23 protein-coding genes are annotated in these 26880 nt (G+C 69.9%); 9 read left to right on the top strand and 14 right to left on the bottom strand.

From position 1 onward, the window contains the following. Positions 1-8 precede the first annotated feature (8 nt). Positions 9-1496: an amino acid permease gene (locus PSESU_RS09075; RefSeq protein WP_013535477.1), complete on the bottom strand. Its 1488-nt coding sequence runs from the start codon at positions 1494-1496 to the stop codon at positions 9-11. Between the two features lie 167 nt (positions 1497-1663). Here PSESU_RS09075 and PSESU_RS09070 point away from each other — a divergent pair, with 167 nt between their 5' ends. Then, the gene (locus tag PSESU_RS09070; protein WP_041764054.1) at positions 1664-2221 is read left to right on the top strand and encodes an NUDIX hydrolase; all 558 of its coding nucleotides are present in this window, start codon (positions 1664-1666) and stop codon (positions 2219-2221) included. A gap of 79 nt (positions 2222-2300) precedes the next feature. On the opposite strand, the gene serA is transcribed toward PSESU_RS09070, so the two are convergent. Next, the gene (gene serA, locus PSESU_RS09065; RefSeq protein ID WP_013535475.1) at positions 2301-3542 is read right to left on the bottom strand and encodes a phosphoglycerate dehydrogenase; all 1242 of its coding nucleotides are present in this window, start codon (positions 3540-3542) and stop codon (positions 2301-2303) included. A gap of 258 nt (positions 3543-3800) precedes the next feature. Here serA and PSESU_RS09060 point away from each other — a divergent pair, with 258 nt between their 5' ends. The 3 genes from PSESU_RS09060 to PSESU_RS09050 all read left to right on the top strand — a co-directional run bounded on the left by PSESU_RS09060 (position 3801) and on the right by PSESU_RS09050 (position 7378). Continuing rightward, entirely contained in the window at positions 3801-5189 is a 1389-nt protein-coding gene (locus PSESU_RS09060; RefSeq protein WP_013535474.1) for an FAD-binding oxidoreductase, read from the top strand. 81 nt (positions 5190-5270) lie between these two features. Further along, the gene (locus PSESU_RS09055) at positions 5271-5582 is read left to right on the top strand and encodes a DUF2388 domain-containing protein (protein ID WP_013535473.1); all 312 of its coding nucleotides are present in this window, start codon (positions 5271-5273) and stop codon (positions 5580-5582) included. After that, positions 5579-7378 (top strand): DUF4105 domain-containing protein, encoded by a 1800-nt coding sequence (locus PSESU_RS09050; RefSeq protein ID WP_013535472.1) that lies wholly within the window; start codon positions 5579-5581, stop codon positions 7376-7378. The genes PSESU_RS09055 and PSESU_RS09050 overlap by 4 nt, the downstream gene beginning before the upstream one ends. Positions 7379-7598: 220 nt before the next feature. Here PSESU_RS09050 and yeiP read toward each other — a convergent pair whose 3' ends face one another. The 5 genes from yeiP to PSESU_RS09025 form a co-directional block, all read right to left on the bottom strand. Beyond that, positions 7599-8165 (bottom strand): elongation factor P-like protein YeiP, encoded by a 567-nt coding sequence (gene yeiP, locus PSESU_RS09045; RefSeq protein ID WP_013535471.1) that lies wholly within the window; start codon positions 8163-8165, stop codon positions 7599-7601. A 147-nt stretch (positions 8166-8312) separates the two neighbouring features. Beyond that, the gene (locus PSESU_RS09040) at positions 8313-9083 is read right to left on the bottom strand and encodes an SDR family NAD(P)-dependent oxidoreductase (RefSeq protein WP_013535470.1); all 771 of its coding nucleotides are present in this window, start codon (positions 9081-9083) and stop codon (positions 8313-8315) included. Between the two features lie 76 nt (positions 9084-9159). Further along, positions 9160-11937, bottom strand: coding sequence for a methionine synthase (gene metH, locus PSESU_RS09035; protein ID WP_233275207.1), 2778 nt, complete (start codon positions 11935-11937; stop codon positions 9160-9162). Next, positions 11841-12935 carry a homocysteine S-methyltransferase family protein gene (locus tag PSESU_RS09030; RefSeq protein WP_013535468.1) on the bottom strand — a complete coding sequence of 365 codons (1095 nt, stop codon included), beginning with the start codon at positions 12933-12935 and terminating at the stop codon, positions 11841-11843. The genes metH and PSESU_RS09030 overlap by 97 nt, the downstream gene beginning before the upstream one ends. Positions 12936-12942: 7 nt before the next feature. Then, positions 12943-13872, bottom strand: a complete 930-nt coding sequence (locus PSESU_RS09025) for an ArsR/SmtB family transcription factor (RefSeq protein WP_013535467.1) — start codon at positions 13870-13872, stop codon at positions 12943-12945. Between the two features lie 102 nt (positions 13873-13974). Between PSESU_RS09025 and PSESU_RS09020 the strand changes: the two genes are divergently transcribed. Continuing rightward, positions 13975-15144, top strand: a complete 1170-nt coding sequence (locus tag PSESU_RS09020) for an acyl-CoA dehydrogenase family protein (protein ID WP_428992117.1) — start codon at positions 13975-13977, stop codon at positions 15142-15144. A gap of 127 nt (positions 15145-15271) precedes the next feature. Continuing rightward, the gene (gene pbpC / locus PSESU_RS09015; protein WP_013535465.1) at positions 15272-17710 is read left to right on the top strand and encodes a penicillin-binding protein 1C; all 2439 of its coding nucleotides are present in this window, start codon (positions 15272-15274) and stop codon (positions 17708-17710) included. A 19-nt stretch (positions 17711-17729) separates the two neighbouring features. Here the strand turns inward: pbpC and PSESU_RS09010 are convergent, their stop codons facing one another. Beyond that, entirely contained in the window at positions 17730-18212 is a 483-nt protein-coding gene (locus PSESU_RS09010) for a peroxiredoxin (RefSeq protein ID WP_013535464.1), read from the bottom strand. A 153-nt stretch (positions 18213-18365) separates the two neighbouring features. On the opposite strand from PSESU_RS09010, the gene PSESU_RS09005 reads away from it, so the two are divergent. Both PSESU_RS09005 and PSESU_RS09000 read left to right on the top strand, forming a co-directional pair. Continuing rightward, positions 18366-18815, top strand: a complete 450-nt coding sequence (locus PSESU_RS09005; RefSeq protein ID WP_013535463.1) for an Hsp20/alpha crystallin family protein — start codon at positions 18366-18368, stop codon at positions 18813-18815. Between the two features lie 164 nt (positions 18816-18979). Continuing rightward, positions 18980-19864 carry a DnaJ C-terminal domain-containing protein gene (locus tag PSESU_RS09000; RefSeq protein ID WP_013535462.1) on the top strand — a complete coding sequence of 295 codons (885 nt, stop codon included), beginning with the start codon at positions 18980-18982 and terminating at the stop codon, positions 19862-19864. A gap of 155 nt (positions 19865-20019) precedes the next feature. Here the strand turns inward: PSESU_RS09000 and PSESU_RS08995 are convergent, their stop codons facing one another. Beyond that, positions 20020-20436: a response regulator gene (locus PSESU_RS08995; RefSeq protein WP_013535461.1), complete on the bottom strand. Its 417-nt coding sequence runs from the start codon at positions 20434-20436 to the stop codon at positions 20020-20022. A gap of 195 nt (positions 20437-20631) precedes the next feature. Between PSESU_RS08995 and PSESU_RS08990 the strand changes: the two genes are divergently transcribed. Beyond that, positions 20632-21489: a glycoside hydrolase family 16 protein gene (locus tag PSESU_RS08990; protein WP_233275206.1), complete on the top strand. Its 858-nt coding sequence runs from the start codon at positions 20632-20634 to the stop codon at positions 21487-21489. 124 nt (positions 21490-21613) lie between these two features. Here the strand turns inward: PSESU_RS08990 and PSESU_RS08985 are convergent, their stop codons facing one another. The 5 genes from PSESU_RS08985 to sucB form a co-directional block, all read right to left on the bottom strand. Continuing rightward, positions 21614-22612, bottom strand: a complete 999-nt coding sequence (locus tag PSESU_RS08985; protein WP_081459308.1) for a YhdH/YhfP family quinone oxidoreductase — start codon at positions 22610-22612, stop codon at positions 21614-21616. A gap of 311 nt (positions 22613-22923) precedes the next feature. After that, positions 22924-23517, bottom strand: coding sequence for a TIGR00730 family Rossman fold protein (locus PSESU_RS08980; RefSeq protein ID WP_013535458.1), 594 nt, complete (start codon positions 23515-23517; stop codon positions 22924-22926). Positions 23518-23706: 189 nt separating this feature from the next. Continuing rightward, entirely contained in the window at positions 23707-23880 is a 174-nt protein-coding gene (locus tag PSESU_RS08975) for a hypothetical protein (protein ID WP_013535457.1), read from the bottom strand. A gap of 202 nt (positions 23881-24082) precedes the next feature. After that, a complete protein-coding gene (lpdA, locus tag PSESU_RS08970; RefSeq protein WP_013535456.1) occupies positions 24083-25519 on the bottom strand; it encodes a dihydrolipoyl dehydrogenase in 1437 nt (478 codons plus the stop codon). A gap of 105 nt (positions 25520-25624) precedes the next feature. Beyond that, the gene (gene sucB, locus PSESU_RS08965; RefSeq protein WP_013535455.1) at positions 25625-26830 is read right to left on the bottom strand and encodes a dihydrolipoyllysine-residue succinyltransferase; all 1206 of its coding nucleotides are present in this window, start codon (positions 26828-26830) and stop codon (positions 25625-25627) included. Positions 26831-26880: the final 50 nt, after the last annotated feature.

Raw genomic sequence — 26880 nt, 5'->3', positions numbered from 1 at the left:
GCCTGTGGTCAGCGCTTGTTGAGCTTGCTGTGGCGGTAGCCGTAGCAGAAATAGATCACCTGGCCCAGCACGGTCCAGCCGACGAACACCTTCCAGTGCTCGGCGAACGACTGCCAGAACAGGCCCAGGCAGGCGAGGAAGCCCAGCGGGCAGATCAGCCAGAAGAACGGCACGCGGAACGGACGCGGCAGTTCCGGACGCTTGTAGCGCAGCACGAACACGCCCAGGCAGACGGTGGCGAAGGCCAGCAGGGTGCCCATGGAGACCAGTTCGCCCAGCACGCTCAGCGGCATGAACCCGGCCAGCATGCAGGCGATCACGCCGACGATGACCGTGCCCACGTGCGGGGTCTGGTAGCGCGGGTGGACCTTGCCGAACAGGCGCGGCAACAGGCCGTCGCGCGACATCGAGTAGAAGATGCGCGGCTGCGCCATCAGCATCACCAGGATCACCGAGGACAGGCCGGCGATGGCGCCGATCTCGACCGCTGTCTTGAGCCAGCCGACATTGGCGGTGGGATCGGCCTTGAGCACTTCCTGCAGCGCGGTGGCCACCGGCTTGGCGGTGTCCAGCAGCGAGTAGTGGGTCATGCCGGTCAGCACCGCGCAAACGGCGATGTAGACCAGGGTGCACACCGCCAGCGAACCAAGGATGCCGATCGGCATGTCGCGCTGCGGGTTCTTGGCCTCGCCGGCGGCGGTGGAGACCGCGTCGAAGCCGATGTAGGCGAAGAACACGATGGTCGCCGCGCGGATCACGCCCTCCATGCCGAACTTGCCCGGGCCGGTGTTCTCGGGAATGAACGGAGTCCAGTTGGCCGGATCGATGTACTGGATGCCGAAACCCAGGAAGGCCGCGATCACGGTGACCTTGATCGCCACCACGATGGCATTGGCGAAGGCCGACTGGGTGATGCCGACGTAGCACAGGCCGCTGACCGCGGCGACGATCAGCACCGCCGGCAGGTTGATGATGCCGGTCGTGGCCACGAATTCGGTGCCGTTCCAGGCCAGCGGCGCGGCGGCCAGCTCGGCGGGGAAGGGCACGCCAAGCGTGGTGGTCAGGAAGCTGGTCAGGTAGCCGGACCAGCCCACCGCGACCGTGGCCGAGGCGAACAGGTACTCCAGCACCAGGCACCAGCCGATGAACCAGGCGATGCCTTCGCCCAGGGTGGCGTAGGCGTAGGAGTAGGCACTGCCGGAGACCGGCATCATCGAGGCGAACTCGGCGTAGCACAGGCCGGCCATGGCGCAGGCGAAGCCGGCCAGGACGAAGCTGAGCATGATCGCCGGGCCGGCATGGTTGGCCGCGGCCTGTCCGGTCAGGACGAAGATGCCGGCGCCGATGACCGCGCCCACGCCAAGCAGGACCAGCTGGCGCGCGGTAAGGGTGCGGCGCAGCGTCGCCTCGCCCTGGAGCGAGCCTTCCACCGGCTCGCCGGCATCGACGTGCGGTGCCGGTTCCATGGGCTTGGTACTTAGAAGGCGGTTGAGCATGCGCGAGTCCCCCTGGTGGCCTGCGAGGGCCGGGTATTGAGCGGCCAGCTGAAGGCCACATGAGCGCCGTACCTTGCCAAACGGTCGGGGCGCTTGGCAATGCACGCCGCGGCGCGGCCCGCCGCCGTGCATAATCGGCCGCCTCCCGAATGAAGCCCCAACCCCTGATGGAGCCTGCCGAAATCCTGGCCGCGCAGCTGTCCGAGTACCGCCAGCGCTGTCCCGGACAGGCCGGATTGGCCGACGACTTCCTTGCGCTGCTGGGCGATCCGGCTGACCCGTTCATCCGCGCGCGGCTGGAAGGCCACTTCACCGGCTCGGCCTGGGTGGTCAGCGCCGACGGCCAGCGCACCCTGCTGACCCACCACCGCAAGCTTGACCGCTGGCTGCAGCCCGGTGGCCATGCCGACGGCGACCGCGACCTGGCCCGGGTGGCGCTGAAGGAAGCAGAAGAGGAGACCGGCCTGCCGGGCCTGCGCCTGGAGGACGCCCGGATCTTCGACCTGGACCGGCACTGGATCCCCGCGCGCGGCGATGTCCCGGGGCACTGGCACCACGACGTGCGCTACGTGGTCCGCGCCGGTGCGGACGAGCGCTTCGTCGTGGGCGAGGAGTCCCACGCCCTGGCCTGGCGCCGGATCGACGAGCTGGTGGACGACCCCCGCTGCGACGAATCGATGCAGCGCATGGCCTCGCGCTGGCTGGCCATGCAACGGGACCGCTGACCCCAGCAGGTTGCAGGGCGCGGAAACAGGACGGGCCGGCAGGGCCGGCCCGTCGAATCGTGCGCTGGAGCGGCGCGGCTCAGTAGAGGACGCGGGTCCGCAGCGTGCCCGGGATCGCCGCCAGCTCCTCGCGCAGCAGGCCCACCTTGGCCTCGTCGGCGGCCACGTCGATCACCACGTAGCCGACCTTGGGGTCGGTGCGCAGGAACTGGCCGTCGATGTTGACCGCGTGGCGGCTGAAGATCTCGTTGACCTTGGACAGCACGCCGGGGACGTTGCGGTGGATGTGCAGCAGGCGCAGGCTGCCCTCGTGCTCGGGCAGGGTGACCTCGGGGAAGTTCACCGCCGACAGGGTGCTGCCGTTGTCGCTGTAGCGCACCAGCTTGGCCGCCACCTCGACGCCGATGTTCTCCTGCGCCTCAAGCGTGCTGCCACCGATGTGCGGGGTCAGGATCACGTTGTCGAAGCGGGTCAGCGGCGAGACGAAGGGATCGTTGTTGCCCTTGGGCTCGACCGGGAACACGTCGACCGCGGCGCCGCCGACATGGCCCGATTCCAGCGCCGCGGCCAGCGCGTCGATGTCGACCACGGTGCCGCGCGAGGCGTTGATCAGGTGCGCACCCGGCTTCATCGCCGCGATCTGGGCGGCGCCGAACATGTTCTTCGTCGCCGGGGTTTCCGGCACGTGCAGGGTGACCACGTCGGACTGCCTCAGCAGGTCCTCCAGGCCCTGCGCGGCACGGGCGTTGCCCAGCGACAGCTTGGTCTCGATGTCGTGGAAGACCACGTGCATGCCCAGCGCCTCGGCCAGCACGCCGACCTGGGTGCCGATGTGGCCATAGCCGATGATGCCCAGGGTCTTGCCACGCGCCTCGTGGCTGCCGGTGGCGGACTTGGACCAGCCGCCGCGGTGGCACTGCGCGTTCTTCTGCGGGATGCCGCGCATCAGCATCACCGCCTGCGCGACCACCAGCTCGGCCACCGAGCGGGTATTGGAGTAGGGCGCGTTGAACACCGGGATGCCGGCCAGCTCGGCCGCTTCCAGGTCCACCTGGTTGGTGCCGATGCAGAAGCAGCCCACTGCGATCAGGCGCTTGGCGTGGGCCAGCACGTCGGCGGTCAGGTAGCTGCGCGAGCGGATGCCGACGATGTGGGCCTCGGCGATGCGCGCCTTCAGCTCGTCCTCCGGCAGCGACTTCTCATAGAACTCGATCTGGCTGTAGCCGGCCGCGCGGAAGGTCTCCACCGCGGTCTGGCTGACGCCCTCCAGCAGCAGCACGCGGATGTCCGATTTCGGGAAGGAGGTCTTCTTGGGCGACATGCGCGCGGCTTCCGGATCAGCTGTGACGGGAGCCGCCAACTATGCCAGAAGCGCACCCTGTTTTCCGCAGTGCGGCATCGTCCTGGCGCAACACCGTGTGTCCCCGGACGCGGCAGTTTCAGCGGCGAAAGTTGCCGGTGAAACAAGGGCTTGGCGTGCAGCCTGCCATCGCGCGTCGCGCCGTGCACCCACGCTGGACGCGACCGGCCCGGGACTGGCACGCTTGCCGGCTCCGCACCGCCTCGCAGCACTGATCCCATGACCGATCCCCGCCTTGCCGACCTGCTCGCGTCGGTGCCCGACCTGCGCCTGAAGACCGACGCCGGCGACCTGGAACACTACGGCCGCGACTGGACCCGTCGCTGGAACCCGGCGCCGCTGGCCATCGCCCTGCCGGGCACGGTGGAGGAGGTCCAGGGCATCGTGCGCTGGGCCAACCGCCACAAGGTCGCGATCGTGCCCTCCGGCGGCCGCACCGGCCTGTCCGGCGGTGCCGTGGCCGCCAATGGCGAGCTGGTGCTGAGCCTGGAGCGGATGAACAAGGTGCTGGACTTCAACCGCGTCGACCGCACCCTCACCGTGCAGGCCGGCATGCCGCTGGAAGCGGTGCACAACGCCGCGACCGAGCATGGCCTGGTCTATCCGGTGGACTTCGCGGCGCGCGGCTCCTGCTCGATCGGCGGCAACATCGCCACCAATGCCGGCGGCATCCGCGTGATCCGCTACGGCAATACCCGCGAATGGATCGCCGGCCTGACCGTGGTCACCGGCAGCGGCGAGGTGCTGCAGCTCAACCGTGCGCTGGTCAAGAACTCCAGCGGCTACGACTTCCGCCAGCTGATGATCGGCTCGGAAGGCACCCTCGGCATCGTGGTCGAGGCGATCCTGCGCCTGACCGATCCGCCGCCGCCGACCAACGTGATGCTGCTGGCGCTGCCGTCCTTCGAAGTACTGATGGAAGTGTTCAACGAGTTCCGTGGCCGCCTGCGCCTGGAGGCGTTCGAGTTCTTCACCGACCGCGCCCTGCGCCACGTGCTGGCCCATGGCGCGCAGAAGCCGCTGGAGGACGAGTACCCGTTCTACGTGGTCACCGAATTCGCCAGCAACGACGAGGCGACCGAGGCCGCGGCCATGGCCGCGTTCGAGCACTGCATGGAGCAGGGCTGGGTGGCCGATGGCGTGATCAGCCAGTCCGAGGCCCAGGCCCAGCAGATCTGGCGCCTGCGCGAGGGCATCACCGAGGCGGTCGCGCGCTACAAACCCTACAAGAACGACGTCTCGGTGCGGATCTCGGCGATGCCGGCGTTCCTGCAGGAGACCCAGGCCCTGCTGGGCGAGGCTTATCCGCATTTCGAGGTGGTCTGGTTCGGCCACATCGGCGACGGCAACCTTCACATCAACGTGCTCAAGCCCGACGACAGCTCCGATGCCGACTTCGTCACCCAGTGCGAGCACGTGACCAGGCTGCTGGCGCAGGCGCTGGTGAAGCACGGCGGCAGCATCTCCGCCGAGCACGGCATCGGCCTGGTCAAGAAGCCGTACCTGGCCAGCACCCGCAGCGAGGCGGAGATCGCGCTGATGCGCGGGGTGAAGCAGGTCTTCGACCCGAACGGCATCCTCAACCCGGGCAAGCTGTTCGACGCCTGAGCAGACGCAGGCGGGCGGGTACACGGCGGGCGGATGGCACGGTAGTCTTCACGCGTTCTTGATCGCTACCGGACATTCCCCATGAAGCATCCGTTCCGTGCCGTCGCCCCCATCCTGCTGCTGGCCGCCGCCGTCCCGGCAATGGCCTCCAGCTTCGCCGGCACTTCCGCAGGTGCCTCGTCGGCCGGCAGCTCCGCCTCCTCGGGCAGCACTTCCGGCGACGACAAGCTGGTCCAGGCCGCGCGCGAGGACGCCGCCGGCTTCATCGCCAGCGAAGGCCGGGTGCGCAGCGCCCGTTTCGAGGCCGCCCTGCGCGTGCTGCGCGAGCGTGACGCCGCCGCCCGCCAGGCCAGCGACCTGGAGCTGGCGCGGAAGATCCTCGCAGCCGGATGATCCGGCAACTGGCGCTGGCAGCCCTGCTGCTGGCCAGCGCCACGGCCGTGGCCGCGCCGCGCATCGAGCCGGCGCCTGGCGTGGATGCGGTCGACCTGGCGGCCACCGCCAGCCTGGTGGCCGCCGCCAGCGAACGCCTGCCGGCGGCCTGGGCCCAGGCCCTGGACCGGCCAATCGCGCTTGAATGGCGCGACGACCTGCCCGAGGGCGTGCATGGCCGTGCGAAACACTGGCGCATCCTGCTCCGGCGCGAGCTGCTCGAGGACTGGAAGCAGGGCGGCGATGCAGGGGCAGGCGCGACGGAGTCGCCCGCCCTGGCCGCGTTGCTGCACGAACTGGCGCACCTCTACGACCGCGCCGCCGCCGGCGGGCTCTCGCGCGATCCGCGCCTGCTCGACCTGGCCGGCTGGCAGAAGTCCGCGCTGCGCCCCGGCCGCCGCGCCCGCAACGATTTCCGCGACCGCAGCCCGGACAGTTACGAGCTGGCCTCGCCGCGCGAGCACGTGGCGGTCAACCTCGAGCATTACCTGCTGGATCCCGGTTACGCCTGCCGCCGGCCCACGCTCGCTGCGTATTTCGACGCCCGTTTCGGCGTAACCCGGCGCGCGCCTGCCGACTGCGCCCCGGGCCTGGCCTTCGTCCAGGATCCCGCCGTCGGTGCGGAGCCGCTGCGCCTGGTGGATCCGGCACGGGTGTACGCGGTGGATTACCTGCTCGCCGGGGACGGCGAGGGCATGGCCAGCCGCTGGGGCCACTCGATGCTGCGCCTGGTGGTATGCGCGCCCGGGCGCGAGCCGGGGCCGGACTGCCGCCTGGACCTGCAGCACCACCTGGTGCTGTCGTTCCGCGCCTTCGTCGACGACCTGCAGATCTCCAGCTGGCGCGGCCTGACCGGCGGCTATCCCTCGCGCCTGTTCGCGTTGCCTTTGGACCAGGTGGTGGACGAGTACACCCGGGTGGAGCTGCGCGAGCTGCACGCGATCCCGCTGGCGCTGTCGCGCGGCGAGATCGAGGCCGTCGCCCTGCGCGCGGCACAGCTGCACTGGAGCTACGACGGGCGCTACCTGTTCGTCGGCAACAACTGCGCGGTGGAGACCTGGAAGCTGCTGCACGATGCGCTGCCCCGGCTGGCGGCGCTGCCGTTGCGCACGGTGTTCCCCAACGCCCTCGCGCGGCGGCTGCGGCGCAGCGGCGTGGTCGACGGCGCGGCGGTGCCCGCGGATCCGGCCGAACAGGTGCGCCTGGGTTTCCGCTTCGAGGCGGCCAGCACCCATTACGAGGCCATGTACGCGGTCGCCCGCGACGAGCTGGATCTGCAGGCGCGCGATGCACGCGACTGGATCGCGCTGCCGCCGGCACGGCGCAGGCCGGCGCTGGAGCAGGCCGGGCTGAAGGCCGCGGCGGCGCTGCTGGTGCTGGAATCGGCCGCCCTGCGGCGTGAGGAGGCGCTGGCGCGCGACGAACTCAAGCGCCGCTGGCTGGGGCGCATCGCCGCCGCCGATGCCGGCGTGGCCGGGGACGTCGGCCGGTTCCTGGAGATCGGCGATGCCTTCAGCCGTCCCGCAGCATGGTTGCAGGGCGTGGATGGCTACGGCCTGCCGCAGCGGGAAGAACGCGAGCGGCTGGAAGCCACCGCGGTCGCGTCGGCCGAAGGCCGCAGGACCGAGGCGCGGGAACTGGAAGCGAAGATCAGGGCGCTGCTGCCGGCAGCGCGGCGCGAGGCCCTGGACGGGGCCGAGGCGAACGTCGCGCGGCTAGGGGAACGGCTGCGGGAACTGGCGGGCGCAGACTCCTAGCCCGGACAAGCCCACAGGCCGCATCCGGGGTGCTACACCCCGGAACAATCCGGGCCCCACAGGCCTGGCATCCCGGATGCGCTCCGCTTATCGGGGCTACGCGAAATTCGGCCCGGAAGACGCGGGAGCCGTGAGGCTCCTGCGAATCACCACCCACGAATCCCGAATCCCGAATCACCAATCACGTCTTCCCGGCCGCCGCCGCGGCCGGGAAGATCGATCAATCAGCACGCCCGCCGAACTCGCCGGTGGTGGTGTTGACCAGGATCTTCTCGCCGTTGGCGATGTACTCCGGGACCATGATCTCGATGCCGGTGCTGAGCTTGGCCGGCTTCGGGCGCTTGGTCGCGGTGCCGCCCTTCAGTTCTGGCGGGGTCTCGACCACTTCCAGGGTCACGTGCTGCGGCAGCTGGATGGCGACCGGCTGCTCGTCGATCACCTGCACGTAGATGCCGGCCAGGCCGTCGGTGATGTAACCCACCGCATCGCCCAGCGCGGCCGGGTCCAGGGTGTACGGGGTGTAGTCCTCGTCATCCAGGAACACGAAGGCGTCGCCGTCCTTGTAGGAGAAGCTGGCCATGCGGCGCAGCAGCTCGACCTCGGTCAGCTGGTCGTCGGCGTCGAAGCTGGCATCCAGCTTGGTGCCACCGGGCACCGAGTACATGATGAAACGGTAGCGGACGTTGCCGCCGCGGCCCTGCGGCGAGCTGCGCTCGATGTCGCGGATCTGGTAGACGCCGTTGTTGTACTCGACGACGTTGCCCTTCTTGATGTCGCTGGCTTTCATTGGGGAATCCGTGATTCGTGATTGGTAATTGGTGATTCGTAAGGGGGCGTGATTTGTTATTCGTGATTCGATGGTTGGCGCTTCGGCATGAGGTGGCCGCTGCCGTGGCTTTTGCCAATTACGAATCACCAATCACCAATCACGGCCTCACTTCGGCGCCAACCGGGTCGCGCCGTCGAGGCGGATGGTCTCGCCGTTGAGGTAGCGGGTGCGCAGGATGAAGGCGACGGTGTCGGCGAATTCGTCCGGCTGGCCAAGGCGCGCCGGGAACGGGATGGTCGCCGCCAGCGACTGCTGCACGCTTTCCGGCATGCCGTCGACCATCGGGGTCCAGAACACGCCCGGGGCCACGGTCATGACCCGGATGCCGAAGCGCGCCAGCTCGCGCGCCATCGGCAGGGTCATGCCGACCACGCCGCCCTTGGAGGCCGAGTAGGCGGCCTGGCCGATCTGGCCTTCGTAGGCGGCGACCGAGGCGGTGTTGACGATCACGCCGCGCTCGCCGTCCTCGCCCGGCTCGTTGTGCTGCATCAGCGCCGCCGCGGCCTTGGCCACGTTGAAGCTGCCGACCAGGTTGACCATCACCGTGCGGGCGAAACCGTCCAGCGGCATCGGGCCTTCCTTGCCGAGCACGCGGCCGGCGCCGAGGATGCCGGCGCAGTTGACCGCGACGTTGAGGCCGCCAAGGAAGTCGCGCGCGGCCGCAAGGGTCGCGGTGACGCCGGCTTCGTCGGTCACGTCGGTGCGGAAGTAGCGCGCGTTGCCGGCGCCCAGCGCCTCGACCGCGGCGACGCCCTTGTCGTCGTTGACGTCGAGCAGGGCGACCTTGCCGCCATCGGCGACGATGCGCCGGGCCACGGCCAGGCCCAGGCCGGAGACGCCGCCGGTGATCGCGGCGAGGACGGTATCAGGCTGCATCGGAAGGTTTCCGGTGTAAGGGTCGCCCATTGTAGGCGGAGCCCCCACCGGCGCGGCAGGGGGCCCGCGGGCGGGGTCACTCGGGGTCGTAGTCCAGGTTGGAGGCGAGCCAGCGCTCGACCTGGGCCCGGTCGACGCCCTTGCGGCGCGCATAGTCGGCGACCTGGTCCTTGCCCACGCGGCCGACCACGAAGTACTGGCTGCGCGGATGGCTGAAGTAGTAGCCCGATACCGCCGCGGTCGGCAGCATGGCGAAGCTCTCGGTCAGCGCCATGCCGGCGTTGCCCGGCGCGTCCAGCAGGCCGAACAGGGCGGCCTTCTCGCTGTGGTCCGGGCAGGCCGGATAGCCGGGGGCAGGGCGGATGCCGCGGTACTGCTCGGCGATCAGGGCATCGTTGTCCAGTGCCTCGTCGGCCGCGTAACCCCAGAACTCCTTGCGCACGCGCTGGTGCAGGCGCTCGGCCAGGGCCTCGGCCAGGCGGTCGGCCAGGGACTTGAGCAGGATCGCGTTGTAGTCGTCGTGCGCGGCCTCGAAGCGGGCGACGTGCTCGTCGATGCCGATGCCGGCGGTGACCGCGAAGGCGCCGATCCAGTCCTGCACCCCGCTGTCGTGCGGGGCGATGAAGTCGGCCAGGCAGAAGTCCGGGCGGTCGGCCGGCTTGTCGACCTGCTGGCGCAGGAAGTGCAGGGTGGCCGGGCCGTCGGCGTGCTGCAGCACCACGTCGTCGCCTCGGCTGTGCGCCGGCCAGATGCCGTAGACGGCGCGGGCGGTGAGCCACTTCTCCGCGACGATGCGTTTGAGCATCGCCTGGGCGTCGCGGAACAGTTCGCTGGCCTGCTTGCCGACCACCGGGTCCTGCAGGATCGCCGGGTACTTGCCTGCAAGTTCCCAGGCCTGGAAGAACGGGGTCCAGTCGATCACCGGCAACAGGTCTTCCAGCGGCCACTCGAAGCCATGCACGCCGGGCTGGTTCGGCACCGGCGGCACGTAGCCTTCCCAGCCGCCGTCGAAGCGTTGGGCGCGCGCCTTCTCCAGCGACACCAGGCGCTTGGCATCGCCGCGGTTGGCATGGCGGGCGCGGATCTCGGCGTAGTCGGCCTCGTTGGCGGCCACGAACGGGGCGCGCAGCTCCGGCGAGATCAGCGACTGGGCCACGCCGACCGCGCGCGAGGCGTCCTTCACCCAGACCACCGGGGCCTTGTAGTGCGGATCGATCTTCAGCGCGGTGTGCGCGCGCGAGGTGGTGGCACCGCCGATCATCAGCGGGGTGGTGAAGCCCTGGCGCTGCAGTTCGCGCGCCACGTGGCTCATCTCCTCCAGCGAGGGCGTGATCAGGCCGGACAGGCCGACCAGGTCTGCCTGGTGCTCGCGTGCGGCGTCGAGGATCCTCTGCGCCGGCACCATCACCCCCAGGTCGATCACCTCGAAGTTGTTGCAGGCCAGGACCACGCCGACGATGTTCTTGCCGATGTCGTGCACGTCGCCCTTGACCGTGGCCATGACGATGCGGCCGTTGTTCTTGCCGGCGTCCCCGGTACGCAGCTTCTCCGCCTCGATGTACGGCAGCAGGTAGGCCACGGCCTTCTTCATCACGCGCGCGGACTTCACCACCTGCGGCAGGAACATCTTGCCGGCGCCGAACAGGTCGCCGACCACGTTCATGCCGTCCATCAGCGGGCCTTCGATCACGTCCAGCGGGCGCACGGCCTGCTGGCGGGCTTCCTCGGTGTCCTCGTCGACGAATGCATCGATGCCGTGGACCAGGGCGTGGGCCAGGCGCTCGCGCACCGGCTTCTGCCGCCAGGTCAGGTCCTCGACCTTCTTCTCGCCCTTCCTGCCCTTGTAGCGCTCGGCGATCTCCAGCAGGCGCTCGGTGGCGTCGCGGCGGCGGTTGAGGACCACGTCCTCGACCCGCTCGCGCAGCTCCGGGTCCAGGTCGTCGTACACCGGCAGCGCGCCGGCGTTGACGATGCCCATGTCCATGCCGGCCCTGATGGCGTGGTACAGGAACACCGAGTGGATCGCGCCGCGTACCGTCTCGTTGCCGCGGAAGGAGAACGACACGTTGGACACGCCGCCGGACACGTGGCAGTGCGGCAGGGTCTGGCGGATGACGCGTGTGGCCTCGATGAAGTCCACCGCGTAGTTGTCGTGCTCCTCGATGCCGGTGGCGATGGCGAAGATGTTGGGATCGAAGATGATGTCCTCGGGCGGGAACCCGACCTCGTCCACCAGGATGCGGTAGGCGCGGGTGCAGATCTCGACCTTGCGCGCGCAGGTGTCGGCCTGGCCCTGCTCGTCGAAGGCCATCACCACCACCGCCGCGCCGTAGCGCAGCACCTTGCGGGCGTGCTCGACGAAGAGTTCCTCGCCCTCCTTGAGCGAGATCGAATTGACCACGCCCTTGCCCTGCAGGCACTTCAGGCCGGCCTCGATCACGCTCCACTTCGAGCTGTCGACCATCACCGGGATGCGGGCGATGTCCGGCTCGGCGGCGATCAGGTTGAGGAACCTGGTCATCGCCTTCTCCGAGTCGATCAGGCCCTCGTCCATGTTCACGTCGAGGATCTGCGCGCCGTTGTCCACCTGTTGCCGCGCGACCTCCACCGCCTCGGCGTAGCGCTCCTCCTTGATCAGCTTGCGGAACTGCGCGCTGCCGGTGACGTTGGTGCGCTCGCCGACGTTGACGAACAGCAGCTCCGGGGTGATGACCAGCGGCTCCAGGCCGGACAGCCGGGTATGGCGGGGAGCGGTGCTCATGCGGCCTGCTCCAGCGCGCCGGCGGGAACACGTGGCGGCAGTCCACGCACGGCCTCGGCGATGGCGCGGATATGGTCGGGCGTGGTGCCGCAACAGCCACCGACCAGGTTGAGCAGGCCGGCCTCGGCGAATTCGCGCAGGGTCGCGGCCATCTCCTCCGGTGTCTCGTCGTAGCCGCCGAAGGCGTTGGGCAGGCCGGCATTGGGATGGGCACTGACGTAGTACGGCGAGACCTTAGCCAGCGCCTCCACGTGCGGACGCAGGTCACGCGCGCCCAGCGCGCAGTTCAGGCCGATCGACAGCGGCCGCGCATGGGCGAGCGAGGTGTGGAAGGCCTCCGCGGTCTGCCCGGACAGGGTGCGGCCGGAGGCGTCGGTGATGGTGCCGGAGATCATCACCGGCAGGCGCGCGCCGCGTGCCTCGAACACTTCCTCGATGGCGAACAGCGCGGCCTTGGCGTTGAGCGTGTCGAAGATGGTCTCGACCATGATCGTGTCGGCGCCACCGTCGATGAGTCCTTCCACGGCTTCGCGATAGGCGCCGCGCAGTTCGTCGAAGCTGGTGTTGCGGAAGCCGGGATCGTTGACGTCCGGACTGATCGATGCAGTGCGGCTGGTCGGGCCGAGCACGCCGATCACGAAGCGCGGCTGGTCCGTGGCCTTCTCCACCTCGTCGCAGGCCTTGCGCGCCAGCGCGGCGCCGGCCCTGTTCAACTCATGCACCAGGTGCTCGAGGTGGTAGTCGGCCTGGCTGACCGAGGTGGCGTTGAATGTGTTGGTCTCGACCAGGTCGGCGCCAGCCTCCAGGTAGGCGCGGTGGATGCCCTCGATCACCTCCGGCCGGGTCAGCAGCAGCAGGTCGTTGTTGCCCTTGAGGTCGTGGCCGCAACCCGGGCCGTGGCCGTCGTGCGCGGCGTGGTGCTGGCGGTCGTAACCTTCGGCGAAACGCTCGCCGCGGTAGTCGGCCTCTTCCAGCTGGTGGCGCTGGATCATCGTGCCCATGGCCCCGTCGATGACCAGGATGCGTTCGCGCAGGGCGCGCTCGAGCAGGGCGACGCGTTCGGGATGCAGCCAGGGCAGGGAACGGGGCATGTCGGTCTCAGGGCTTGTGGGCGATCAGCGAGATCACTTCGAAGTGCGGCGGGCGGCGCTCGCGGGTCACGGTCTCCAGGCTGGTGACCACCAGTCCGGCCTTCTCCGCGAACTTGCGCAGGTCCTTGGCGGCAAAGCCGAGGTTGACGTGGCCGTAGGTGTCGACCACCGCCTTGTGCTCGTGCCGGGCCAGGCTGGTCAGCAGCAGGCGCCCGCCCTTGCGCAGCACGCGCGCGCCTTCGGCCACCGCCACCGCCGGGCGTTCGGCGTAGGTGAGGGCGTGCATCAGCACCACCAGGTCGAAGCTGCCGGGTCCGAAGGGCAGGGCGTGCATGTCGCCCTCGCGCACCTCGACGTTCTCCAGCCGGCGCAGGCGCTCGCTGGCGGCGGCGACCACGCGGGCGCTGGTGTCGACGCAGACGTAGCGGCGCGAATGCGGCGCCAGCAGCTCGGCCAGCACGCCGTCGCCGGAGGCGATGTCGAGCACGTCGCCGGTGTGCAGCAGCGGCAGCGCGCTGCGCGCCAGCGCCTCCCAGGTGCGCCCGGGGGAGTAGTGGCGCTCCATGTCGCCGGCCACGCTGTCGGCCCAGTTCTGGTCGGCGGCGCGGGCCGCCAGCACCGACGGCAGGCGCTCGGCGTCCTGGCGCAGCAGGGGGTCGTCGCTTCCGGTGCTCAGCGCCTGCCACAATGCGCGCTGCGCCGGGTCCAGGATGGCCTCGTCGAAACGGTAGTAGGCGGACACGCCCGCGCGGCGGTCGCGGACCAGGCCGGCCTCCTTGAGCCGGGCCAGGTGGGTGGACACGCGCGGCTGGGCCAGGCGGGTGACGGCCGACAGCTCGGCCACGGTCAGCTCCTCCAGTTCCAGCAGGGCGAGCAGGCGTACCCGGGTCGCGTCCGCGAACACCTTCAGCCGGGTCGACCAGTCCTCCAGATCCATGAATATCTTCCTATCGCGATATAGCGATGATTGTCCGCCGTCACGCTGGCGGCGGTCAACCGCATACGCCAGCGAATGGCGTAGTGGTTACAATCGCGACAAATACCGACCGGAGGGGTCATCGTGGATTTCAGCTTCACCGAAGAACAACTGATGCTGCAGGACGTGGCCCGCCGCATCGCGCAGGAAGTGATCGCGCCGAGCGCCGAGCACTTCGACCGCAACGGCGAGTTCCCGCTGGACAACATCAGGCTGCTGGGCGAGAACGGCCTGATGGGCATCGAGGTGCCGGCCGAGTACGGCGGCGCCGGCATGGACCCGGTCGCCTACGCGCTGGCGATGATCGAGATCGCCGCTGGCGACGCGGCCCATTCCACGATCATGTCGGTCAACAACTCGCTGTTCTGCACCGGCATCCTCAAGAACGGCAACGAGGAGCAGAAGCAGCTGTACGTGCGCGCCGTGGCCGAGGGCCGCGAGATCGGCGCGTTCGCCCTGACCGAGCCGCAGTCCGGTTCGGACGCCTCGAACATGCGCTGCCGCGCCGTGCGCCAGGACGACGGCAGCTACGTCATCAACGGCAAGAAGAGCTGGATCACCTCCGGTCCGGTCGCCCGCTACATCATCCTGTTCGCGGTCACCAACCCGGAGCAGGGTTCGCGCGGCATCACCGCCTTCATGATCGACACCAGCCGCGAGGGCTTCCACCGCGGCAAGACCGAGCCGAAGCTGGGCATCCGCGCCTCGGCCACCTGCGAGATCGAGTTCGCCGACTACGTCGCGCGTCCGGAAGAGGTCGTCGGCGTCGAGGGCCAGGGCTTCAAGATCGCCATGAGCGTGCTGGACGCCGGCCGCATCGGCATCGCCTCGCAGGCCATCGGCATTGCCAGGGCCGCCTACGAGAAGACCATCGAGTACGTGAGGGAGCGCAAGGCCTTCGGTTCGCCGATCGGCACCTTCCAGATGACCCAGGCCAAGATCGCCGACATGAAGTGCAAGCTCGACGCAGCGCTGCTGCTGACGCTGCGCGCGGCGTGGCTGAAGGGCCAGGGCAAGCCGTTCTCGGCCGAGGCCGCGATCGCCAAGCTGACCGCCTCCGAGGCGGCAATGTGGATCACCCACCAGGCGGTGCAGATCCACGGCGGCATGGGCTATTCGAAGGAGATGCCGCTGGAGCGGTACTTCCGCGACGCCAAGATCACCGAAATCTACGAGGGCACCTCGGAGATCCAGCGCCTGGTCATCGCCCGCAGCGAGACCGGCCTGCGCTGATCCGCAGGCGGTGGAGTGACGTGCAGGGGGCCGGGCAACCGGCCCCTTTGCTTTTGTGCAGGGCAGGCGGCTTCCGCGCGGCCGCCGGATCGCTTCAAATGGCGGCTGCGCGGGCAGGGAACACGGGATGCGGCGGGATACGGACACCACACGGGCATCGCGCCGCCGGCGCGCCTGGACCTGGCTACGCCTGGGCCTGGCCGCCGTGCTCGTGCTCCTGCTGGTGCTGGACCTGGCGTTCCCGCCGCCGCTGCCCGGGGCCGATGGCACCGCCACCGTGGTCACCGCCGCCGACGGCACGCCGCTGCGCGCGTTCGCCGACCGCGACGGGATCTGGCGCTATCCGGCCACGGTCGAGTCGGTCTCGCCGCTGTACCTGGATGCGCTGCTGACCTACGAGGACCGCTGGTTCCGGCGGCATCCGGGCATCAATCCGGTGGCGATGGCGCGCGCGGGCTGGCAGTGGCTGCGCAGCGGCCGCATCGTCTCCGGCGGTTCGACCCTGAGCATGCAGGTCGCGCGCATCCTCGACGGACACGACACCCGCAGCGGCCCGGGCAAGCTGCGGCAGATGGCGCGCGCGGTGCAGCTGGAAATGCGCCTGTCCAAGGACCAGATCCTGCAGCTGTACCTGGAGCGCGCGCCGTTCGGCGGCACCATCGAGGGCGTGGAGGCGGCCAGCTGGGCCTACCTGGGCAAGCCGGCCGCGGCGCTGTCCCCGGCCGAGGCGGCGCTGCTGGCGGTGCTGCCGCAGGCACCCAGCCGGCTGCGCCCGGACCGCCATCCGGAAGCCGCGCGCGCGGCGCGCGACAAGGTGCTGGCGCGGATGCAGGCGCTGGGCCGGTGGACGCCGGAACAGGTCGAGGACGCCAGGCTCGAACCGGTGGTCGCGCGTTCGCTGCGTGTCCCGCAGCACGCAGCCTTGCTGGCGCAGCGCCTGCGCCAGGACCATCCACGCGCGCGTCGCCTTGCGACCACGGTCGACGCCAACCTGCAGCGCGACCTGGAGGAGCGCGTCGCCGCCTACTTCAGCGCGCTGCCGCCGCGCACCTCGGCGGCCCTGCTGGTGGTCGACAACGCCAGCCTGAAGACCCTGGCCTACATCGGTTCGGCGGAGTTCGCCGACAGCGGACGCCTGGGCCACGTGGACATGGTCCGGGCCTGGCGCTCGCCCGGATCCACCCTCAAGCCGTTCCTGTACGGCATGGCCCTGGACCAGGGCCTGGTCCACTCGGAGAGCCTGCTGGTGGACGCGCCGCAGGACTTCGGCGGCTACCGCCCCGGCAACTTCGGCGAGGCCTTCAACGGCCCGGTCAGTGCCGCCGCGGCGTTGCGGCTGTCGCTCAACGTGCCGGCGGTGGACCTGCTGGAGCGGGTTGGCCCGGCGCGGTTCGCGGCACGGCTTGGACACGCGGGCCTGCCACTGCGTTTCCCGCGCGGTGCGCGTCCGGGGCTGCCGCTGATCCTGGGCGGTACCTCCGCGCGACTGGAGGACCTGGTCGGCGCCTATACCGCTCTGCAGCGCGGCGGCGTGGCCGGACAGGTGCGCTACCGCGACGAGGATCCGCTACTGGAGCGGCGCCTGCTGTCGCCGGGCGCGGCCTGGATCGTACGCGAGGTGCTGCAGGCGGCGCCGCGGCCCGGATATGCGAGCGGCGCGTTCGGCTCGCGTACGCCGCCCGTGGCGTGGAAAACCGGCACCAGTTACGGCTTCCGCGACGCCTGGGCGATCGGCGGCACCCGCCGCTACACGGTGGGCGTGTGGGTAGGACGGCCGGACGGCACGCCGCTGCCCGGCCAGTACGGCGCGGTCACGGCGTTGCCGTTGCTGCTGGACACCCTGGACGGACTGCCGCACCAGCCCGGCGATGCCGACCCGCTGCCGCGGCCGGCTCCGGTCGAAGCGGTCGACGTGTGCTGGCCGCTGGGCATCGCCGCGGCCGATACCCCCGCGCCGCTATGCCAGCGCCGGCTGCGTGCCTGGAGCCTGGATGGCGCCGTTCCGCCGACCTTCGCCGAGCGCGAGGCGCGGCTGTGGAGTCCGGGCCGCGAACGCTTCCAGGTTGATGCGCGCAGCGGCCTGCGTCTGTCCGCTTCCTGCAGTCTCGAGCATCCGGTTCGCGAGGCCGAGATCGCGCGCTGGCCGGCGCTGCTCTCGCCCTGGCTCACCGCGGCCCAGCGCCAGGCCTCGGCCTTGCCGGCGCTGGCGCCGGACTGCGCCGACGACGGCCGCGAGGCGACCGTCGCCCTGCACATATCGGGGATCGCGGATCGTGCCACCCTGGCGCCGGCACCGGGCGGGAGCGGCCGCCTGCAGCTGCAGGTGCGCGCACTGGGCACGACTTCGCCGGTGCAGTGGCTGCTGGACGGGCGCTGGATCGCGCGTACCGAGGGCGGACGCCCGTTCGCCCACGACTACGCGACGGCCGGCGCCGGTACCCACCTGCTGTCGGCGCTGGCCGACAACGGGGCCTGGGCGCAGGTGCAGTTCCGGGTGGCGGGCGTGGGTGCGACGCACACGCCCGTGGGAGACGCGGAAGGGGCGGCGCGCGCGGCGCCGCCCTGATGCCGGTTCGGGGCCGGACTCAGGCCGGCAGGTGTTCCAGCACGTAGTCCGCCGAGGACACCTTGAACTCGCCCGGAGCCTCGACGAACAGCTCGCGCACGACGCCGTTCTCGGCGTACAGGGCGAAGCGTTTGGCGCGGATGCCCATGCCGTAGCCGCTGGCGTCCATCTCCAGGCCCAGGGCGCGAGTCAGGTCGGCATTGCCGTCGGAGACCAGCTGCAGGCCCTCGGGCGCGTCCAGGGTGCGGCCCCAGGCCTGCATCACGAAGGGGTCGTTGACCGCCATGCAGATCACCTCGATGCCGCGGTTGCGGAAGTCCTCGAAGCGCTCGATGAAGCCGGGCAGGTGCTTCTCCGAACAGGTCGGGGTGAACGCGCCGGGCACCGCGAACAGCACCACCTTGCGGGCCTCGAACAGGGTGGGCGTGTCCACGCTTTCCACGCCTTCGCGGATGCGCTTGAGCACGACTTCGGGGATCTGGTCGCCAATCTGGATGGTCATGCGGGTTCCTCTGCGCGGCGCGCGTGCGGTGGCTGAATGCAGTCTAGCCGCTGCAGCACGTGGCGTCCGTGCAGGGGTGTTGAAACCGCCGCGGGCGTTCCCATCTTGCGGGCATGGCCGCCTGGCGGCCCCTGACAAAGGAGAGTGACCGACATGAGCATCGTCCGTTACAACACCCTCAACAGCGTGCCTGGCCGCAACCTGCAGGAGGAGTTCAAGCAGGTCTTCGAGCGCTTCTTCGGCGACGCGGTGGCCGACCAGTCCGACGTGGTGACCAGCCAGTGGGCGCCGCGCGTGGACATCCGCGAAGAGACCGACCGCTTCGTGATCCTCGCCGATATCCCGGGCGTGGACCCGAAGGACATCGAGGTGCAGATGGACCGCGGCATGCTGACCCTCAAGGGCGAGCGTGCCAGCGAGCAGAAGGAGGAGAACGAGCGCTACACCCGCCGCGAGCGCCAGTGGGGCAGCTTCTACCGCCGCTTCGCCCTGCCGGACAGCGCCGACCCGGATGGCATCACCGCCACCGGCCGCCACGGGGTGCTGCGCATCGACATCCCGAAGCGTCCCGAGACCACGCCGCGCCGCATCGAGGTGCAGTAAGCCGCAGGTGCCCTCCTGCAGCCGCGGGCGGGCACCACCATCGGCAGCGCCGTTGCCACGGTGTGGTGGCGGCAGGCCTTAGAATCCCGGCCCGTGGCGTCCGCGCCGCGGGCCGTCGTGTTTCCAGCCCCGGGCGATGGCCGGGGCACCAGCAGGGTGTTTGCATGGAGTTCAAGGATTACTACGCGATCCTCGGGGTCGAGCCGGGCGCCGGCGAGGCCGAGATCCGCTCGGCCTACCGCAGGCTCGCCCGCAAGTACCACCCGGACGTGAGCAAGGAGCCGGACGCCGAGGAGAAGTTCAAGGCCGTCGGCGAGGCCTACGAGGCCCTGCGCGATCCGCAGAAGCGCGCCGCCTACGACCAGCTGCGCGCACGCGGCTACCGTCCCGGCCAGGAGTTCCATCCGCCGCCGGGCGGGTTCGATGGCGCCGGCTTCGACTTCGAGGAGGTCTTCGGCGACATGGGCGGCCGCCCGGGTGGCGGCGGCTTCAGCGACTTCTTCGAGAGCCTGTTCGCGCGCCAGCGTGCCGGCGCTGGGCGTGGCCCGGCCGGCCCGGGCGCGCAGCCGGGCAGGGATACCAGGGCCAAGCTTGCGGTGCCGCTGGAGGCCGTCTACCGCGGCGACAGCGTGCGCATCAACCTCAACGGCCGCCAGCTGGACGTGCGCGTGCCCAAGGGCATCCGCGCCGGCCAGTCGATACGCCTGGCCGGGCAGGGCAACAATGGCGGCAACCTGCTGCTGGAGGTCGAGTACCAGGCTCATCCGCAGTTCGAGGTGGACGGCCGCAACATCCTCCACACCCTGCCGGTGCAGCCCTGGCAGGCGGCGCTGGGCACCACGGTGTCGGTCCCGACCCTGGGCGGCACGGTGGAGCTGAGGGTGCCGGCCGATTCGGATACCGGCCGCAAGCTGCGCCTGCGCGGCCGCGGCCTGCCGGGCGACCCGCCGGGCGACCAGATCGTCGAGCTGGAAGTGCAGGCACCGACCCCGGTCAACGAGGCCCAGCGCCAGGCCTACCGCGACCTGGCCAAGGCGTTCGGGGAATAGGGCGGGGCCGCGCTGCTGGCCCGCGCTACGCGGACAACGGTGCCGTGTGTGTCGGGGCTCCGCAGCAGCAGGAACCTGCCGTCCAAGCCCCGGAAACGACAACGCCCGGCTCCCGCAGGCGGGCGCCGGGCGCTGCAACCAGCGAGGCCCGCCGGTCAGGCGGTGCCGTCGGTCGGCTCGCCAGGCTCGGCCGGCGCGGCGACTTCGCGCTCGCCCAGCAGGCGGTTGATGACTTCCGACAGCTCGGTCTCGGAGAAGGGCTTGGTCAGGTAGGCGCGGGCGCCCTGGCGCATGCCCCACATGCGGTCGGTGTCCTGGTCCTTGGTGGTCACCAGGACCACCGGGATGTCGCGGGTCGTAGCTTCGCGTCCCAGGGTGCGGGTGGCCTGGAAACCGTTGAGGTTGGGCATGACCACGTCCATCAGGATCAGGTCGGGCAGTTCGGCCTTCGCCACCTCCACGCCGGCCGCGCCATCCTCGGCGGTGAGCGTCTGGTGGCCGAGCTTTTCCACGATGCGCTGGATTCCCAGGAGCTGGGAAGGCGAATCGTCCACGATCAGAATGCGGGCCATGCTGATTCCCCGTTGTATTACCCCTTTGCGGCGAGTGTAGACGGTGGGGGGCGCAGCCGGAAGCCTGAGCTGCGGGCAGGCCGACCGGTGGTGCTGGCGCAGCCGCGGCCGGTTGCGCCTAGAATCCGGCACCGGCCGCAGCCGGCGGCCGGACTTTCTGGGGGGGGGAAGGAAATGGCAAGACGCAACGCGTTGATGGCGCGGTGGGCCCGCGTTCTGGTCCTCGGCCTGCTGGCCAGCGGTGCGGCCAGCGCCGACGAGGCGGCCCAGCCCGCGCAGGGCACGCAGGCCGGCACGCAGGCCGGCACCCATTGGACCTTCGGCAGCACGCCGCTCTGGCAGGACGAGTTCGACGGCGAAGGCGTGCCCGATCCGGCGCGCTGGAGCTACGACACCGGCGGCCATGGCTGGGGCAACAACGAGCTGCAGTACTACACCGACAAGCCGGCCAACGCCTTCGTCAGCGATGGCCTGCTGACCATCGTCGCCCACCGCCAGCGCGCCGGGAAACTGCGCTACAGCTCCGCGCGCCTGGTCTCGCGCGGCAAGGGCGACTTCCGCTACGGCCGAGTCGAGTTCCGCGCCCGCTTGCCGGTAGCACGCGGCAGCTGGCCGGCGCTGTGGATGCTGCCGACCGACAACAAGTACGGGAACTGGCCGCGCTCGGGCGAGATCGACATCATGGAGCACGTCGGCTTCGACCGCGGCGTGGTCCACCAGACGGTCCACACCCAGGCCTACAACCACACCAAGGGCACCCAGCGCGCCGCGCAGAAGCGGGTCGAGGAGCTGGACACGAAGTTCCACCGCTACCGTGTGGACTGGACCCCGGACTACATCCACGGCTACATCGATGACGAGAAGGTGTTCGAGTTCGCCAACGAGGGCACCGGCCCGGACGCCTGGCCGTTCGACCAGCGCTTCCACCTGCTGATGAACCTCGCGGTGGGCGGCAACTGGGCCGGCCAGCAGGGCGTGGACGACGAGGCCTTCCCGATCTGGATGGAAGTCGACTACGTGCGGGTGTATCCGCTGGAGAACGCGCCGCAGTAAGGCACGTCGCCTGCCAGGGCAAGGCAGCGCAACAACGACTAGGGACGCCCTCGCCCATCGTGGAGAGGGGCCTCGGCGAGGCTTGTATGCTCGTCTGGCCGATGGCGCGGGTGTCCGTCGCTCCTTAGTCGATCCGCACCACGGTGCGGCCCAGCGACTGCCCGGCGAGCATGCGCTCGAACACCTGGGGCAGTTCGCCGAGGCTGACTTCGGCGGTGGCGATCGCGTCCAGCCGTGCCGGCTTCCACTCGTCCGCCAGCAGCGCCCAGATGTCGTCGCGGATATCGCGCGCCGTGCCGGCCGAGCCGATGCCCAGCAGCGACACGCCACGCAGGATGAAGGGCATCACCGTCAGCGCGTCCAGGCCTGGGGTCGCGGCGAGGCCGGCGGAGGCGACGTTGCCATAGGGCGCGGTCTGCGCCAGCAGGCTGACCAGCATCGGGCCGCCGACGTTGTCCAGGCCGCCGCCGAAGCGCACTGATTCCAGCGGGCGGTTGGCGGCCAGGGCGTCCCGGCCCAGCACCTCGCTGGCACCGAGCGACTTCAGGTAACCGGCCTGGTCGGCCTTGCCGCTGATCGCGTGCACCTCGTAGCCGGCCTTGCTGAAGATCGCCACCGCCATCGAGCCGACGCCGCCGGTGGCACCGGTGACCGCCAGCGGGCCCAGCTCCGGGCGCTGGCGGTTCTCGCGCAGGCGGTACAGGGCCAGCGCCGCGGTGAATCCGGCGGTGCCCAGCACCATGCCCTGGCGCAGGTCCAGGCCGCGGGGCAGGGCGATCACCCATTCGGCCGGCAGGCGCACGTAGGCCGAGTAGCCGCCGTCGCGGGTCTCGCTGAGGCCGCAGCCGGTGACCAGTACCTCGTCGCCCTCGCGGAACTTCGGATCGGTGGAGGCGACCACGTGTCCGGACACGTCGATGCCGCCCACCAGCGGGAAGCGGCGCAGGATCTTGCCCTTGCCGGTACCAGCAAGGGCGTCCTTGTAGTTGACCGAGGACCAGGCGGCCTTGACCACGACCTCGCCCGGCGCCAGGTCATCAAGCGTGACCGGCTCCACGCCGCTGCGGTAACCGGCGTCGTCGTTGTGGATGCGGAAGGCGGGGAAGGTGTGCGGGATGGTCATGGGCTGCATGTACGGCTCTGGGGTCTTCCGACTCTAGCCGCAGCCCAGAGAAGGCGCCATGCCCGTGGGAACCAGGGGGGCTGCTATCCCTCTCTCTTGGAGGGAGAGAGGGCAGCTCGAGAGCCGGGTCCTGGGCATGCTGCGGGACCGACACTTTCCCCCAACTCCTCTCCCGGACAGAGAGAGGCTCCCGGGAACGGCTTGCTTCATGGCGCTCCGGCGCCTCTCGTCGATCCGCGCCAGGCAGGCAGGAATGCGCCATTGCTGTTTGACGCGTCGCCACGCGCCATTGGCCCAACCGCCTGCGCGGCTTACTTCATGACAGCGCGGCGCTTCTCGTCGATCCACTTGCTCGCCTGCGCCGGCGAGTAGTTCCGCATCCAGGCCAGCATTTCGTTGATGTCGCTGCCGTACCAGAGGTCCGCACGCTGGTCCGGGTGCAGGAAGCGTTCCTCGACCATGCGGTCGATCATGCCGATCAGCGGTGCGTAGAAGCCCTCGATGTCGAGGAAGGCGCAGGGCTTGTTGCCGATGCCGAGCTGGCGCCAGGTGAGCATTTCGAAGATCTCCTCCATGGTGCCGAAGCCGCCGGGCAGGGCGACGAAGGCGTCGGACAGCTCGAACATGCGCATCTTGCGCTCGTGCATGGAGCCAACGATCTCCAGCTCGGTCAGGCCGCGGTGCGCGACTTCCCAGTCGGCCAGCTGCTGCGGGATCACGCCGGTGACTTCGCCGCCAGCGGCCAGCACGGCGTTGGCGACCGTGCCCATCAGGCCGACGTTGCCACCACCGTAGACCAGGCGCAGGCCCTCGCGGGCAATGAGGTCGCCGAGGGCGATGGCGCGTTCGGCGTAGGCCGGCTTGCTGCCGGCGTTGGAGCCGCAATAGACGCAGATCGAGCGCATGGAATCACTCCGTCAGGGGGAAGGGGAGGGGAGGGAAAGAAGCGGTCGCGCCAGCGGGTTCGAACGCGCATTCGGTTTCCTCCACCTGGGCTTCCGGCAAGGCAGGCGGGAAGCGCGATGGCGGGAATTGGGCGCAGGCGTGGCCGCAGGGAAGCGTGGGAGCCGGTCTGCCGCCACGCGCACGACATCTCAGTCGGGCTTCCGGTTGCGGCGCAGGTAGATCATCGCGGCCAGGGCAATGAAGGCCAGGCCGACCACGCTGAAGCCCGGGCGACCGCCATGGAAGGCACCGATGATGAAGAGGACGCCGGCGCCTGCGTACAGCGCAGCGGTGGCCTGCGGGGAAAGTCCCTGTTTGTCCATGGATCAGCTCCTCGTCCTGCTGGAACCGGAAAACGCGAAGCCGGGCATAGCCCGGCTTCTGTACCGCAGCTCCACGCGGGAGCCGGCGTTGTGCCGTAGCCCCCAGGTTGGGGGGCGGTCCGCGCCAAGGGCGCGGAACGGCGGGGATGGCGACACGCATGCAGCCATCCGCAGCGCGGATGCCTGCATCCACGAGGCGAACTCAGTTCGCCTTGTGGATCGCGCGCTTGTCGACCGCCATGGCCGCGTCGTGCACGGCCTCGGACAGCGACGGGTGGGCGTGGCAGATGCGCGCCAGGTCCTCGGCCGAGCCGCTGAACTCCATGGTCAGCACGCCCTCGTGGACCAGCTCGGACACGTTCGGGCCGATCAGGTGCATGCCCAGCACGCGGTCGGTCTCGGCGTGGGCGATCACCTTCACGAAGCCCACGGCCTCGGCCATGGCCACGGCGCGGCCGACGGCGGCGAACGGGAAGCTGCCCGCCTTGTACGGCACGCCTTCGGCCTTGAGCTGCTGCTCGGTCTTGCCGACCCAGGCGATCTCCGGACCGGTGTAGATCACGTAGGGGATGGTGTCGAAGTTCACGTGGCCTGGCAGGCCGGCGATCAGCTCGGCCACCGCGATGCCTTCCTCGAAGCCCTTGTGCGCCAGCATCGGGCCGCGCACGCAGTCGCCGATCGCCCAGACGCCGTCGACGCCGGTGTGGCAATGCTCGTCGACCACGATCTGGCCACGCTCGTTGACCTGCACGCCGGTGCCCTCGGCCAGCAGGCCGCGGGTCGCGGCGCGGCGGCCCACGGCCACCAGTAGCTTGTCCACGACCAGGTTCTGCTCGCCCTTGTCGTCGGCGAAGGTGATGGCGACTTCCTTCTTCTTGCCCTTGCCGGTGACCTCGGCCTTGGAGACCTTGGCGCCCAGCTTGATGTCCAGGCCCTGCTTCTTGAACTCGCGCGCGGCCAGCTTGGCGACCTCGGCGTCGGCGGCCGGCAGGAACTCCGGCATCGCCTCGAGGATGGTGACCTCGGCGCCCAGGCGCTTCCACACGCTGCCCAGCTCCAGGCCGATCACTCCGGCGCCGATCACGGCCAGGCGCTTCGGCACCTCGGTGAAGTCCAGCGCGCCGACGTTGTCGACGATGTTTTCGCCGTCGAACTTCGCGAACGGCAGTTCGATCGAATCCGAACCGGCAGCGATGATGACGTTGGTGCCCTTGAGCTCGACCTCCGACCCGTCGTGCTGCTTGACCTTGACCACGTTGCCGGCCTGCAGCTGGCCGAAGCCGTAGTAGGTGGCGACCTTGTTGGCCTTGAACAGCATGGCGATGCCGCCGGTGAACTGCTTGACGATGCCGTCCTTGCGCTCGACCATCTTCGGCACGTCGATCGCCGCATCCTTGAAGCTGATGCCGTGCTGGTCGAACTTGTGCAGCATGTTCTCGTACTGGTGCGACGAGTCCAGCAGCGCCTTGGACGGGATGCAGCCCACGCGCAGGCAGGTGCCGCCGAGGGCCGGCTTGCCGTCCTTGCCCAGGGCGGCGTCGATGCAGGCGGTCTTCAGGCCCAGCTGCGCGGCGCGGATGGCGGCGTGGTAGCCGGCCGGACCGGCACCGATGACGACGACGTCGAATTGTTCAGCCATTTCGTTCGCTCTGTGATTCGGGATTGGTGATTCGCGATTCGAAAAGCGGGAGGCAGCGCGTCGTGGCGCTGCCGGTCCCGAATCCCGAACCCCGCCTCTCGGCTCTTACAGACCGAACAGCATGCGGTTCGGGTTCTCGAGCTGGTTCTTGATGTCGACCAGGAACTGCACCGCGTCCTTGCCGTCGATGATGCGGTGGTCGTAGGACAGCGCGATGTACATCATCGGCGCGATCACGACCTGGCCGTTCTCGGCGATCGGGCGCTCCTTGATGGTGTGCATGCCCAGGATGGCGCTCTGCGGCGGGTTGACGATCGGGGTCGACATCAGCGAGCCGAAGGTGCCGCCGTTGGTGATGGTGAAGGTGCCGCCCTGCAGGTCGTCCAGGCCCAGCTTGCCGTCGCGCGCCTTCTTGGCGTAGTCGGCGATTCCCTGCTCGATGTCGGCGAAGCCCATGCGCTCGACGTTGCGCAGGACCGGGGTGACCAGGCCCTTGTCGGTGGACACGGCGATCGAAATGTCCGAATAGCCGTGGTAGATGATGTCGTCGCCGTCGACCGAGGCGTTGATGATCGGGAAGCGCTGCAGGGCGTTGGCCGCGGCCTTCACGAAGAAGCTCATGAAGCCCAGCTTGATGCCGTGGGTCTTCTGGAAGTCCTCGCCCAGCTGCTTGCGGGCGGCCGACACCTTGGCCAGGTTGACCTCATTGAACGAAGTCAGCATGGCGATGGAGTCCTTGGACTGCATCAGGCGCTCGGCGATGCGCTTGCGGATGCGGGTCATCGGCACGCGCTCTTCCGGACGCGCGCCGCCGGCCTTGCCGGCGCCGCCGGTGCGGGCGTAGTTGAGGATGTCTTCCTTGGTCACCGCGCCGCGGCGGCCGGTGCCCTCGACCTGCGAGGCGTCGACGCCTTCACGGGCAGCGGTGGCGCGGGCGCCCGGGGGCAGCTCTGCGCCGCCGGTCCTGGCGGCCGGGGCCGGAGCGGCCGCCTTGGCCGGAGCCTCGGCCTTCGGGGCCTCGGCCTTGGGCGCTTCGGCCTTCTTCTCTTCCGCCGGGGCGGCCTCGGCTACCGCGCCTTCCTCGATGATCGCCAGCACCTGCTGGCTGGTCACGGTGTCGCCCTCGGAGAACTTGATCTCCTTCAGGACGCCGTCGACCGGCGAGGGGACTTCGAGCACGACCTTGTCGGTCTCCAGGTCCACCAGGTTCTCGTCGCGCTTGACCGAGTCACCGGCCTTCTTGTGCCAGCTGGCGATGGTGGCGTCGGAGACGGATTCGGGGAGGACCGGAACTTTGACTTCGGTGGCCATGGGGCGTCCTTGGGGCGTATGTCGTTATGGCGGAAAGGCGGTGTGTTCGT

This window comes from Pseudoxanthomonas suwonensis 11-1, from assembly GCF_000185965.1.
Classification (GTDB): Bacteria; Pseudomonadota; Gammaproteobacteria; order Xanthomonadales; family Xanthomonadaceae; genus Pseudoxanthomonas; species Pseudoxanthomonas suwonensis_A.
Note: the sequence above shows the minus strand (reverse complement) of the source record. Positions and strands in the feature narration are given on the sequence as shown.

Coding starts and splice junctions, on each gene's coding strand:
- PSESU_RS09075 (WP_013535477.1), bottom strand. CDS start 1,496: ATGCTCAACCGCCTTCTAAGTACCAAGCCCATGGAACCGGCACCGCAC.
- PSESU_RS09070 (WP_041764054.1), top strand. CDS start 1,664: ATGGAGCCTGCCGAAATCCTGGCCGCGCAGCTGTCCGAGTACCGCCAG.
- serA (WP_013535475.1), bottom strand. CDS start 3,542: ATGTCGCCCAAGAAGACCTCCTTCCCGAAATCGGACATCCGCGTGCTG.
- PSESU_RS09060 (WP_013535474.1), top strand. CDS start 3,801: ATGACCGATCCCCGCCTTGCCGACCTGCTCGCGTCGGTGCCCGACCTG.
- PSESU_RS09055 (WP_013535473.1), top strand. CDS start 5,271: ATGAAGCATCCGTTCCGTGCCGTCGCCCCCATCCTGCTGCTGGCCGCC.
- PSESU_RS09050 (WP_013535472.1), top strand. CDS start 5,579: ATGATCCGGCAACTGGCGCTGGCAGCCCTGCTGCTGGCCAGCGCCACG.
- yeiP (WP_013535471.1), bottom strand. CDS start 8,165: ATGAAAGCCAGCGACATCAAGAAGGGCAACGTCGTCGAGTACAACAAC.
- PSESU_RS09040 (WP_013535470.1), bottom strand. CDS start 9,083: ATGCAGCCTGATACCGTCCTCGCCGCGATCACCGGCGGCGTCTCCGGC.
- PSESU_RS09030 (WP_013535468.1), bottom strand. CDS start 12,935: ATGCCCCGTTCCCTGCCCTGGCTGCATCCCGAACGCGTCGCCCTGCTC.
- PSESU_RS09025 (WP_013535467.1), bottom strand. CDS start 13,872: ATGGATCTGGAGGACTGGTCGACCCGGCTGAAGGTGTTCGCGGACGCG.
- pbpC (WP_013535465.1), top strand. CDS start 15,272: ATGCGGCGGGATACGGACACCACACGGGCATCGCGCCGCCGGCGCGCC.
- PSESU_RS09010 (WP_013535464.1), bottom strand. CDS start 18,212: ATGACCATCCAGATTGGCGACCAGATCCCCGAAGTCGTGCTCAAGCGC.
- PSESU_RS09005 (WP_013535463.1), top strand. CDS start 18,366: ATGAGCATCGTCCGTTACAACACCCTCAACAGCGTGCCTGGCCGCAAC.
- PSESU_RS09000 (WP_013535462.1), top strand. CDS start 18,980: ATGGAGTTCAAGGATTACTACGCGATCCTCGGGGTCGAGCCGGGCGCC.
- PSESU_RS08995 (WP_013535461.1), bottom strand. CDS start 20,436: ATGGCCCGCATTCTGATCGTGGACGATTCGCCTTCCCAGCTCCTGGGA.
- PSESU_RS08990 (WP_233275206.1), top strand. CDS start 20,632: ATGGCGCGGTGGGCCCGCGTTCTGGTCCTCGGCCTGCTGGCCAGCGGT.
- PSESU_RS08985 (WP_081459308.1), bottom strand. CDS start 22,612: ATGACCATCCCGCACACCTTCCCCGCCTTCCGCATCCACAACGACGAC.
- PSESU_RS08980 (WP_013535458.1), bottom strand. CDS start 23,517: ATGCGCTCGATCTGCGTCTATTGCGGCTCCAACGCCGGCAGCAAGCCG.
- PSESU_RS08975 (WP_013535457.1), bottom strand. CDS start 23,880: ATGGACAAACAGGGACTTTCCCCGCAGGCCACCGCTGCGCTGTACGCA.
- lpdA (WP_013535456.1), bottom strand. CDS start 25,519: ATGGCTGAACAATTCGACGTCGTCGTCATCGGTGCCGGTCCGGCCGGC.
- sucB (WP_013535455.1), bottom strand. CDS start 26,830: ATGGCCACCGAAGTCAAAGTTCCGGTCCTCCCCGAATCCGTCTCCGAC.